The sequence below is a fragment of the Bacteroides sp. MSB163 genome (assembly GCF_036416795.1).
Classification (GTDB): Bacteria; Bacteroidota; Bacteroidia; order Bacteroidales; family Bacteroidaceae; genus Bacteroides; species Bacteroides maternus.
Window position 1 is genome coordinate 4,906,096 of record NZ_CP143867.1, and the last position, 12,239, is coordinate 4,918,334.

Sequence of the window (12,239 nt, forward strand, 5' to 3'; positions counted from 1 at the left end):
TCTTCATTCTTAGTTCTTCATTAAATTAAAATATATAACAATTATGGAACTATCAAAAAAAAGCATCAGTATCGCATTTGTCATCATATTGGCAATCACTATATTAGTCTCTCTCTTGGGTATGTTGCTCATGAGTCATCAGCCCCTTGTACTCCAAGGACAGATAGAAACAACCGAAATCCGTATCAGCGGTAAACTTCCCGGACGTATAGACTCATTTCTTGTCCGTGAAGGAGACTGGGTGAAGGCAGGTGATACACTCGTCGTCATCAATAGTCCGACGATAGAAGCCAAATACCGACAAGTAAATGCCTTGGAACAAGTTGCCCAGGAACAGAATAAGAAAATCGATGCCGGTACCCGCCGACAAATCATTGCCACCGCCGGGCAACTCTGGAATAAAACCAAGAGTGACCTGACCTTGGCGCAAACAACCTACCAACGCATCCTGACACTGTACAAAGACAGTGTTGTCACCTCGCAACGAAAGGACGAAGTAGAAGCCATGTACCGTGCCGCACAAGCCGCCGAACGTGCCGCCTACGAACAATATCAGATGGCAGTAGACGGTGCGCAAAGCGAGGACCGTGCATCGGCACGAAGCATGGTAGATGCAGCGCGAAGCACGGTGGATGAAGTTTCCGCCCTCCTTGTCGATTCACGCCTGACAGCGCCGGAAGACGGACAGATTGCAACCATATTTCCTAAACGCGGAGAGCTTGTGGCACCGGGTACCCCTATTATGAATCTTGTCGTTATGAACGACGCACATGTTGTACTCAATATACGCGAAGATTTGATGCCCCAATTCAAAATGGACGGTACATTCCGTGCGGAAGTTCCGGCTATCGGCAAAAAAGATGTGGAATTCCGTATTTATTATATCAGTCCGTTGGGTAGTTTTGCCACCTGGAAATCAACCAAACAGACAGGAAGCTATGACATGCAGACATTTGAGATACACGCCCGTCCTACCCAAAAAGTAGAAGGATTGCGTCCGGGAATGTCAGTGCTATTGACCATAGATGATTAATATGTGTAATCATTGAAATAACTTTGTAAATGATGAAATATCCATTATATAACGTACTCTGCCGCGAACTTCGTCGCATGACTTCCCGCCGACTTTATTTCGGGGTATGTCTCGTGCTGCCCCTGTTCTGCCTGTTCTTCATGGCAACCATTTTCGGCAGCGGACAAATGGAGAATATCCCCATCGGCATTGTCGACCAGGATAACACCGCCACATCCCGGCAAATAGTACGAAACATCTCCGCTGTACCAACCTTCAAAGTAACCCGGCACTTCACCGATGAAACAGCCGCCCGACAAGCCGTGCAACGGAAAGAAATCTATGGTTACTTGTCCATCCCCACGGGCTTTACCCAACGGGCTACGACAGGAATGGATGCCACACTCTCTTATTATTATCATTATGCCCTTCTTTCCGTAGGTAGTGAACTGATGGCAGCTTTTGAAACGGCACTGGCACCTGTCGCCCTCTCTCCCATTGCTATGGAAGCCGTCTCTTTGGGAGTCAGCCAGGAGCAAATCATCACATTTCTCCTACCCATGCAATCTAGTATGCACCCTCTTTATAACCCTGACCTCGATTACTCCATTTATCTGAGCCAGCCTTTCTTCTATGTCTTGTTCCAGATACTTGTTCTATTGATAACGGTTTATATCATAGGTAGTGAATTGAAATTCCATACGGCACAGGAGTGGCTGACAACAGCGCGGGGAAATATCCTCACAGCAGTTGTCGGGAAGTTACTGCCTTATACTTTCATCTTCTCCGTAATCGGTATTTTGGCTAACTATATTCTATATGGTGTACTGCACATCCCCTTCCATGGAAGTCTGCTGATGATGAACCTTATGACAATACTCTTTATTATTGCCACACAGGCACTTGCCGTGTTCATCTTCTCTATTTTTCCACGGATAGCTTATATCATCAGTATTGTATCCATGGTCGGTTCACTTGGTGCCACTCTCTCCGGAGTCACTTTCCCGGTGACGAGTATGTACCCTCCTGTACATGCGGCATCCTACCTGTTTCCTGTCCGTCATTTCACGGAAATAGCACAATCCATGCTCTATTTTGATTCGGGATTCGGGTATTACTGGCAATCGGCAGCCATACTTTGGCTTTTTCCGTTGGTGGCGCTACTGATACTACCCAGATTGAAACATTGGATTCTGAAGGATAAGGAAGAACTTAGTATTTGTGAGAATGAAACACCGCTTCCCCGCATACACAATACTTCTCACAACTCAATAGCAACTGTCATTTTCCGCGAATGGCGCTCCATCAGCACCAATGCGGCTATACTATTAGTACTAATGGGAGGCATCTTCGCTTACGGACTTTTATATAACTTGATGTATGCTCCCAACCTTGTGCGGAAAACACCGGTTGCCATCGTCGACAATTCCCATTCCGCCCTCAGCCGCGAATATATCCGTCTGCTCAATGCCACTCCACAAGCATCGGTCTATGCACTGACTCCAAACTATCTTGAAGCAAAAGAATGGCTGAAACAGAGTAAAGTAGATGGTATTCTCTACCTCCCCGCCGACTTTGACGCCCGCGTCGGTCGCGGTGAACAATCAGTCTTTACCGTTTATGCCTCCACGGATGCTTTCTTGAATTTTAAGAATCTGCAAGAAGCCTCTTCCCGTGTGATGCTTGCCGTAAACGATGCGCACCGTGCAGAAGGCGCTGTATTCCTGCCTCCTCAGGGACTGCTGGCAGTAGCCTCATCGGCACCTGTAAACGTATCGGGTACAGCCTTATATAATTATACCGAAGGATACGGTTCATACCTCATCCCCGCTGTTATGATTATCATTATTTTTCAGACACTGCTGATGGTGATAGGAATGGTGACAGGAGAAGAGGCGGAACGAAAGCGTTTACCTACCACCTCCCCCTACGGGTACTTACCCCCTCTTAACTCCCCCGTTAGTCGGGGGAGAACAACCTCTCGGAAGGAGGAGAATTCTGATAGTTCCGCCTGGCGACAAGCATTATATAATGTTTCCGGAAGAACTTTCGTTTACGTTATGCTTTACTTCATCTTTGCCTTATTCCTGTTAGGCTTGCTTCCCCACTTTTTCAGTATTCCCAATATAGGAAATGGCAGGAATATTATTACAATGATGATTCCTTTTCTGCTAGGTACAAGTTTCTTTGGGTTGGCGGCATCACGCTACTTCACCGACTCTGAAGCTCCCCTGCTGATGATTGCCTTCTTCTCCGTAGGATATATTTTCCTGTCCGGAGTTTCCTACCCGCTTGAACTGATGCCATGGTACTGGCAGGCAGCACACTATGTAGTTCCAGCAGCCCCTGCCGTGTTGGCCTTCGTCAAATTGAATTCAATGGGAGGAACCCTAGCGGATATTCGTCCGGAAATGATAACGCTGTGGATACAAGTTATAGTATATTTCCTGTTGAGTCTGTGGGTCTTCAAAAAGAAGGTATTCTATTTCAGGCATTAAGTCTGTTTTCTCTTTCTCTTATAAGCAAACGCTTGCCATCGTTCTTCATCCCATCCTTGTCGCTGCATCTCCATGCGTGCCATGACAAAAAAAAGGTCAGAAAGACGATTGATAAAGCGCAGGATATCTTCCGGTACAGAGTCTTCCCGATTCAGAGTCCAAAGCCGTCGTTCGGCACGACGTGCCACGGCACGGGCAAATTGCAATTGCGCTGAAATCTGCGTCCCCCCCGGCAAGAGGAAATAGCCATTATCTTCCAACCGGAGCATCATGACGTCCATAGCCTGTTCGCACTGCACAGTCATTTCTGCCGCATGCAGTGGGTTCGGATTACCACTCCCCGGGCGCTCAGGATCTGCATCCCGCAATGCGGAAGGAGTAGCAACGTGGCTCATCACTACCATTAACTCACGTTGTATATCATGTAACAATTCCTGCCAAACATCATCTACCGGCAGCAACGACCTGACAATGCCTATTACAGTGTTCAATTCATCAATACAACCGTTAGCTTCTATACGGATATCATCCTTCGGAACACGTTCTCCACCATGGATGCCTGTCATTCCCTTATCTCCCGTTCTGGTATAAATCTTTCTCATGACACTAAAATTTCAGAATAAAACCGGATCTCCCGGGGCCGATTCAAACAGTCCCATGAATCCTGTTTCGCCCCAATATAAATGCGTATAACTTGCAATCAGATTCTTATAGTGATAGACCGGTGTATTCACCGGCTGTCCCTTGGCATTATATACCTGCGCTGCCGAAGTCAGTTCCTCATCCGCTTCAACGACTTGCGAGTAATGGAACTCATGCCCACGTATCCTCATACCTCTCAATTCAAAGCTCCTATATCCCAGTGACAGTCGCATATCACCCTTAAATGCGGACACCTTGACGGGCAGTACATCCGCCATATTGTACTCCATACGGGTATCAGTACCTGTTATCAAAACAGATGTAAGATACATCATCCCCCCACACTCTGCCAGTGTATATCCACCTCGCTCTATATAGTCTTTGATGGAGTTCATCACATTCGTTGCCGCACTCAGTTGCCTGACACGGTTCTCCGGATAACCTCCGGGCAGGTAGAGCACCTCCACATCATCCGGTAGTACAACGCTATTATCCTCCGGATCAAAATAAGTAACTTTCCCCAAGCCATTCAACCACTCCAGATGCTCTGCATAAATAAATGAAAAACTCTCCTCATTGCGGGCAATCCATATATTCATATTGGCAAGTGGTCTCTTTCTTCTCTCCGGTTTATCAGGAACATTCACACTTCGTCTTGTCACCTCCAGCAATAACTCAATATCCAGTTGATGTTCCAGTTCTTTCATCATTGTTTGGGTGATACTTCCTTTCTCTTTCCGGCTAAAGTCCAGCCCCAAATGACGACTTTCTTCTTTCAGCACATCATACTTCCGCAAACACCCGAAACAAAGAATATTCAGATCTTCGCAGATTTCACGCAGCATCTCTTCATGCCGGTCACCGCCCACTTGGTTGAAAATGACACCTGCCACCTCCACTTGCGGATCAAAATCCATATACCCTTTTATCATTGCCGCCAATGAGTAAGCCGCCGCCTTAGCACTTACCACCAGCACCACAGGCAGACGAAGTACCTTTGCTATCTCAGCCGACGAGCCTTTATTACGGTCATATCCGTCAAACATCCCCATCATGCCTTCTACAATACAGACATCCGCATCTACTGTGTGATGATTGTATACCTTACGTACATGATGCCCGGAAGCCATAAAAAGGTCCAGATTGTAAGACGGAATTCCGCAAGCTTTTTCATGATACTTCGTGTCGATATAATCCGGTCCGCACTTATAGGGCTGTACACGTAGTTTTTTCTGCGTCAATAACGTCATCAGCAATCGGCTGACAGTGGTTTTTCCAGTGCCCGAAGTAGGCGCCGCTATCAGAAATTGGGGAATATTTCTTATCATACCGCACAGATTTATTTCCCGCAAAGGTAGTATATATTCCCTAAAACTCTTACCTTAGCTGCCCAAATAAAAGTAAATTACTATGATTACTGAAGAACTCAAGAAATTATATTGTACGTATACCGGACACGAACCGGAAGCTATTGAAGAACTTCCTTCATCCGGCTCCAACCGCCGTTACTTCCGCCTTACAGGCCCCCCTACCCTTATCGGTGTCAGCGGGACTTCCCTCGAAGAGAATCAGGCTTTCCTCTATATGGCAGACCACTTCCGCAAGAAAGGACTGCCCGTGCCACAAGTCGTAGCAAAGAGTGATAACGATGCATTTTATCTGCAGGAAGACCTGGGAGACACTCTCCTGTTCAATGCCATCGAAAAAGGGCGCAAGACCAGTGTCTTTGATGAAGAAGAAAAGCAGCTTCTGCGTAAGACAATGCGCCTGTTGCCAGCCGTACAGTTCTCCGGTGCAGACGGAATGGATTTCTCATATTGCTACCCACAGTCGGAATTCAACAGCCGCAGTATCTTATGGGACTTGAATTACTTCAAATACTGTTTTCTGAAAGCTACCGGAATGGAATTTCAGGAAGACCGCCTGGAAGATGATTTCCAGAAAATGGCAGACGTGTTGATGCGCAGTAGTTCGGCTACATTCATGTATCGTGATTTCCAGAGCCGGAATGTTATGATTAAAGAAGGTGAACCATGGCTCATCGACTTCCAGGGCGGACGCAAGGGACCTGTTTATTATGACGTGGCTTCCTTCCTGTGGCAAGCTAAAGCCAATTATCCCGAGAGTCTGCGCAAAGAGCTTTTAAAGGAATATCTGGACTCCCTGTGCAAATACCAACCTGTGGACGAGAAATATTTCTATGCTCAATTACGTCATTTCGTACTGTTCCGTACCATGCAAGTGTTGGGTGCTTATGGCTTCCGTGGTTATTTCGAGAAGAAGCCGCATTTCATCCAAAGCGTCCCCTTCGCTATTGAAAACCTTCGACAGCTATTGCAGGAACCCTATCCCGAATATCCATATCTCTGTCATGTACTGAAAGAACTTACTGAGCTGAAACAATTTACTGACGATCTCCAGAAGCGCCGTCTTGTAGTAAAGGTCACCAGTTTTGCATATAAAAAAGGCATCCCTGAGGATTCAAGTGGCAACGGTGGTGGCTTTGTATTCGACTGTCGTGCCGTAAACAACCCTGGTAAGTACGACCGTTATAAACCCTTCACCGGACTGGATGAACCTGTTATCCGCTTTCTGGAAGACGATGGAGAAATAACCACGTTCCTCGAACATGTATACGGTTTGGTAGACGCTTCCGTGAAACGATATATGGAACGTGGATTTACGAACCTTTCCATTTGTTTCGGATGCACAGGCGGACAACACCGTTCGGTTTATTCAGCACAACACCTTGCAGAACATCTGAACCGGAAATTTGGAGTACAGGTAAATCTGATGCATCGGGAACAGAACATTGAACAGACATTTAAGGCGAAAAACTAAAGGCTATCTCCTAATAACCCGCTCCGTATCCGGTCCGTACCAACTCCGTAACCGCTCCGTACCTATACGAACAGCCTTTATACGAAGATAGTACGGAGTTGATACGGAGATGGTACGGAGATTATGCAGAGATAGTACGGAGTTGGGGCATAAATCTCCTTCTTTTTCAATCCGCTTATGAAATTTACATTTAAAATCTTAACTCAATTTATCAATAGCTCAAGAATTTAAAACAATGAAAGCAATGATATTCGCCGCAGGCCTCGGCACCCGCCTGCGCCCACTGACAGACAATATGCCCAAGGCACTTGTCCCCGTAGCAGGAAAAACGATGCTGGAGCGTGTCATCTTAAAGCTAAAAGATGCTGGTTTCCATGATATTACCATAAACATCCATCATTTTGGAAGTCAGATTATAGACTTCCTCCGTGCAAACCAGAACTTCGGTGTAGATATTCATATCAGTGACGAACGGGACGAACTGCTGGATACCGGTGGTGGTATCAAAAAAGCTCGTCCTCTGCTGGAGAGCAACGAGCCTTTCCTTATACATAATGCTGATATCCTGACGGATCTGGATCTCAATGCTTTCTACCACCATCATCTGGAAAGTGAGTCAGATGCCACTCTGCTCACTAATCACCGGAAAACATCCCGTTACCTATTGATGGATCAAGATAATCGCCTTTGTGGTTGGACGAATCTTTCTACAGGCGAAGTACTCCCCAAAGAACTCGATTATCCCAGCGATCATTATCAGTTGCAAGCCTTTGGTTGCGTCCATGTTCTTTCTCCCTCTATTTTCCGCTATATAGAAGGTGAACGCTGGAGAGGGAAATTCTCCATTATCCCGTTTTATGTGGATATCTGTCCGAAAGCACGCATTCAGGGATTTCCTATAGACAGCGAAAACTGGTTTGATGTGGGCAAACCAGAGACACTTGCAAAGGCGGAAGCCTATTATGCGTCTTTATAAAATAGGAGTCATCTTCATCAACCGCCCTTGGGCATCAAATAAGTATTCGTAATTGAAGGAACCGTAAATACGATACTTCCAAGGGGCACTTTTCTCAAAACGGCGACTATCATCCAGGATGGTCGCCTGATATTCGGTTTCCAATTCATGAATGAACTCTTTGAATTCCGGATCTTGATATCTATAAGCGGGAATAATTATACATATATCGGGATATTGTTCTCGCAGATTTTTGATTTCTGCACGAACGGCATCTTTTTCATCGGGCTTCAGAAAGAAGAGTAAACATACAGGATGTCCCTGCCCTGCAATGTCCGAAAAGAGCAAACTGTCTTTCTCTGCATACTCCACTTGTTTGAAGTCAATAAAACGATCTCCCGGCTTCAAGCTACGAGTAGCATCCAGCATCCGTTTCAGTCCTATCAACACAGATGTACTGTCGCGCATTTGTGAAGGAGTTTTCTGATACAATGTCTCCAGTTCATCCGGATAGATCGCCGCCCAACGATCAAACACCATCCATCCTATTGCGTTCCGGGCATTGTCGAATACAAATTGCCGCGTAGCTTTCAGCGGAAAAAGATCTTCATGCCAAAGCTTCCAAAGACGTACGTTTTGTGAATGGGGATTGGTACTTTTGTCCGGTACAGGCATTGCCGATGGAACTACGTTTGCCAACGTCAACTCCCCTCTTTCGGGATAAAAGAAATTCATACTGCCGGAATGCTCCATTCCATAGATATGCAACGTATCTTCTTTTCCGGAAAATGAAACTTCCCCGTTTCTGATAATAGCGAAATCCAGAGGATCTTTCCCGTAATCACGGTCACCCGCCATACGGTCGGCGCCATATCGCCACAGATAAACCGTATCTCCTTCGTAAGCGTCCAGTCCGGTGCAATACACGGTAAAAGTCTGTTCTTTTGATTGACAACTGATGAGTCCCAGAAACAAACAGTAAAATATCCATTGATTGATTTTCATAAAGCCCAGATAGATTGAGTAAACAAACACATTGCACAAAAGAACAACCTTTTCAGTAAAAATGCAAGCAAAAAAGACAATATATAAAAGCAATTGTTAATGAAATATCCATATATTTGTGACATAACATTAAAAAGACTAACTATGAAACGACTGAGATTAGGACTATGGGCATGTTTCTGCCTTTGTGCAGCCACCACCCTTACGGGACAAAACAAGGTGAAAACTACTGCCGAAAAGGTAATGCTGTTCATTGACGGCGCCCAAGTGACGCGTACCAAGCAAGTAGATATTCCGGCAGGAAATTCAACGCTCATCTTTACCGGATTATCCCCCTATATGGATGCACAAAGTATGCAAGTCAGCGCAAAGGGAAAACTCACCGTTACGGCAGTCAACCGGCAATACAACTATATAGACAGCCTCGCCGTCAGCGAAAAACAACAAAGCCTGCAAAAGGAGCTTAAAAAAATAGAGAAACTGCAGAAAGAACAAAACGCCGAGCTTGGACTCATCAATGCCGAATATGAAATGCTGAAAACAAATTGCTCCGTCAGCAATAAAAATACCGCTACTTCTCTGGCTACTATCAAAGAAGTGAATCAATATTACTCCGGACAGTTGAAAACTCTGAAAACAAAAGAACTGGTTATCAATGAACAGATAGCCGAACTTGCCATCAAACAGGGACAATTGAACTCTGAACTGGCACAACTAAGCGGTAAATCCCTAACCCCTATGAGTGAAATTACAGTCAATGTAAATGCACCCGCAGCTTGCAAAGTTACATTCACTCTGAACTATTATGTAAAAAATGCCGGTTGGTTCCCCTCTTATGATGTTCGCTCCGGTAGCCTGGCCGAACCTATCTCCATCATCTACAAAGCCAACATCTTTCAGAATACCAAGGAAGAGTGGAAAAACGTTGAATTATCCCTTTCCTCCTCTAATCCTTCCACCGGAAGCGTAGCCCCCACTCTGTCTACTTACTGGTTGGATTACGGACTTGCAGCACCACGCTACAATTTGAATCTCAATGGAAACACTGTTTCAGGAGTCGTTCTTGATAATGAACGTACGCCCGTAATAGGTGCCACCGTTACCATTCCGGGAACTACGATAGGAGTCATAACCGACATAAACGGTAAGTATTCCATAACTATTCCCAATGGGCAAAATAAACTTCAATTTTCATATATTGGCTATCAGACTCAGACCAGAGATATACAAGGAAACATTATGAATGTTACCCTTCAGGAGGATACACAGGCATTGGATGAAGTTGTAGTAGTAGGTTACGGCACTGAAAGGAAACCTCTAATGGCAGGCGCTGTCTCCGGTCTTAAGGTAAACCATAAAAAAGATATTCAATACGAAGAAGAAGCCAGCATGGCCCTTGACGTTGAACAAAGCCAGGGACAGATGGGTTACGAATTTGAAATAAAAGTCCCCTACACCATTCCTTCTGACAACAAGCCTGTAGTTGCCGAAATCGGACATTACGAATTACCCGCTTCCTATGCTTATCAGAGCACTCCGAAGATAGACAAAGATGCCTTCCTGATTGCTCAGGTAACCGATTGGGAAAAGCTGAACTTACTTGAAGGCGAAGCAAATGTTTACTTTGAAAATACTTTCATTGGCAAGTCCATTATGAATATCACCCAACAGAACGACACACTATCCTTCTCTTTAGGTCGTGATAAACGTATCATGATACAACGTACGAAAGAGAACGAATATACCTCACGCAAGTTTATGGGTTCCAATCAGACGCAATCCATTGCATGGAAACTCTCTATCCGCAATACGCGTCCTGAACCTGTCACCCTCACGCTTTATGACCAACTCCCCGTATCACGCAACAATAATATTACCGTAACAGCAGAAGAAATCAGCGGTGGCACCCTGGATGAAGCGAAAGGTATCATCACTTGGCAAATCACCTTACAACCCGGCGAACAACGTGATTTAGCTTTACGTTATAAAGTAAAATACCCTAAAGGACGAAACTTAATAATAGAATGATGGACATGCTGTGCACCGCAGTGAATGTAACCGGAAATGCAGTAATATGTTCCATAGTCGATGAATGACAATGCATAACATATAATAAATATTAATGCACATAATAATAATATAGATTACATGCATCTTTTTCATTCCCTGATTGTTTACTCTAACAAAAAGCTAGAATAAGTTATGAAAAAGATTATCGTATTATTAATGTTAGTTTTCGTAGGTGCATCCACAACAATCTATGCACAGGAAAGTAAAAGTGAAAGCCGTCGTGCTGAACGCAAAGCACAACGTGACGCAGAAAAAGCTCGGGAGAAAATAGTACAAGAACGAGCATACGCTGATGCCGTACAAGCTATAAAGGATAGAAAATTTGTTATGGAAGTAGACTGTGTGACATTTAAGAGAGGGCGGAATGTTTTCGTTACGTCAAATACAAACTTTATACTTTTAAACGGTGAAAAAGCATCCGTACAAGTTGCTTTCAACGGTGCCTTTGCTGGTCCTAACGGCATTGGCGGTGTAACTGTGGACGGTAGAGTTGGTGACATTAAAACAACTACAGATAAAAAAGGAAACGTGAGTTGCAGCTTTAATGTAATAGGTATCGGAATATCTGCACAAGTTTCTATCAGATTAGCTCATGGATCTAACAATGTATCTGCAACAATCAACCCGAATTTCAACTCAAACAGATTATCACTGGATGGTAAACTCATCCCACTGTCTGAATCAAGCGTATTCAAAGGACGGTCGTTCTAAATATCACCCTTCATACAAGCAATCCAACATTTGCGGTTGCGAGAGCTGGCGCTTATATAAGTGAGGTTTCATACTTACTTAAGCGCCAGCTCTCGTAGCCGCAAATGTTTTTTTAAAGTACATCTGCTTCTCAATCATTAAGAAGTGCCATTCGAACAAACACTTTCCTAAACATAAAAGTCTAAAATACTTTTTCTTATCTAAAGATATGTTTATCTTTGCCCCTGCTTAGGTGATGTGAAGTGTGTTCAACACTCCACATAAAAGGGAATCCGGTGAGAAACCGGAACAGTGCCCGCTACTGTAAAGCCTTAATTTTGTTTCAGATAACACGAAACAAAAAAACGGGAAGTATTCATTGAGGAACTTCTAGAAACCACTGTCCAACAAATGGGAAACCAAGGATGGGAAGGTTACTTTCCGTAAAGGTTGAGTCAGGAAACCTGCCTGAGTAATCACATTATTAACGCCGTCTCGGGGTCAAGAGGGCAAGTATTAATTCTTA

General features: G+C 44.6%; 9 protein-coding genes and 1 riboswitch. Of the genes, 6 read left to right on the plus strand and 3 right to left on the minus strand.

Features of this window, described 5'->3' with window-relative positions:
- The first annotated feature begins 43 nt into the window (after positions 1-43).
- Both VYM24_RS19010 and VYM24_RS19015 read left to right on the plus strand, forming a co-directional pair.
- The gene (locus tag VYM24_RS19010) at positions 44-1,033 is read left to right on the plus strand and encodes an HlyD family secretion protein (RefSeq protein WP_330940652.1); all 990 of its coding nucleotides are present in this window, start codon (positions 44-46) and stop codon (positions 1,031-1,033) included.
- Positions 1,034-1,065: 32 nt separating this feature from the next.
- On the plus strand, positions 1,066-3,510 hold the full coding sequence (locus VYM24_RS19015; protein ID WP_330942277.1) for an ABC transporter permease: 2,445 nt from the start codon (positions 1,066-1,068) through the stop codon (positions 3,508-3,510).
- On the opposite strand, the gene VYM24_RS19020 is transcribed toward VYM24_RS19015, so the two are convergent.
- Together VYM24_RS19020 and VYM24_RS19025 are read right to left on the minus strand one after the other, a co-directional pair.
- The gene (locus VYM24_RS19020; protein ID WP_330940653.1) at positions 3,507-4,112 is read right to left on the minus strand and encodes a cob(I)yrinic acid a,c-diamide adenosyltransferase; all 606 of its coding nucleotides are present in this window, start codon (positions 4,110-4,112) and stop codon (positions 3,507-3,509) included. The genes VYM24_RS19015 and VYM24_RS19020 overlap by 4 nt on opposite strands.
- Positions 4,113-4,124: 12 nt before the next feature.
- The gene (locus VYM24_RS19025; protein WP_330940654.1) at positions 4,125-5,480 is read right to left on the minus strand and encodes a cobyrinic acid a,c-diamide synthase CobB; all 1,356 of its coding nucleotides are present in this window, start codon (positions 5,478-5,480) and stop codon (positions 4,125-4,127) included.
- A gap of 82 nt (positions 5,481-5,562) precedes the next feature.
- Between VYM24_RS19025 and VYM24_RS19030 the strand changes: the two genes are divergently transcribed.
- Together VYM24_RS19030 and VYM24_RS19035 are read left to right on the plus strand one after the other, a co-directional pair.
- On the plus strand, positions 5,563-6,993 hold the full coding sequence (locus VYM24_RS19030) for a RapZ C-terminal domain-containing protein (protein ID WP_330940655.1): 1,431 nt from the start codon (positions 5,563-5,565) through the stop codon (positions 6,991-6,993).
- 235 nt (positions 6,994-7,228) lie between these two features.
- Positions 7,229-7,969, plus strand: coding sequence for a nucleotidyltransferase family protein (locus tag VYM24_RS19035; RefSeq protein ID WP_330940656.1), 741 nt, complete (start codon positions 7,229-7,231; stop codon positions 7,967-7,969).
- Here the strand turns inward: VYM24_RS19035 and VYM24_RS19040 are convergent.
- The gene (locus VYM24_RS19040; RefSeq protein WP_330940657.1) at positions 7,964-8,953 is read right to left on the minus strand and encodes a hypothetical protein; all 990 of its coding nucleotides are present in this window, start codon (positions 8,951-8,953) and stop codon (positions 7,964-7,966) included. The genes VYM24_RS19035 and VYM24_RS19040 overlap by 6 nt on opposite strands.
- A 144-nt stretch (positions 8,954-9,097) precedes the next feature.
- Here VYM24_RS19040 and VYM24_RS19045 point away from each other — a divergent pair, with 144 nt between their 5' ends.
- Both VYM24_RS19045 and VYM24_RS19050 read left to right on the plus strand, forming a co-directional pair.
- Complete coding sequence (locus VYM24_RS19045; protein ID WP_330940658.1) at positions 9,098-10,981, plus strand: DUF4139 domain-containing protein; 1,884 nt, start codon at positions 9,098-9,100, stop codon at positions 10,979-10,981.
- A gap of 174 nt (positions 10,982-11,155) precedes the next feature.
- Positions 11,156-11,734, plus strand: a complete 579-nt coding sequence (locus tag VYM24_RS19050) for a DUF4251 domain-containing protein (RefSeq protein WP_330940659.1) — start codon at positions 11,156-11,158, stop codon at positions 11,732-11,734.
- Positions 11,735-11,947: 213 nt separating this feature from the next.
- A riboswitch (cobalamin riboswitch) is annotated at positions 11,948-12,199 on the plus strand.
- Positions 12,200-12,239 lie beyond the last annotated feature (40 nt).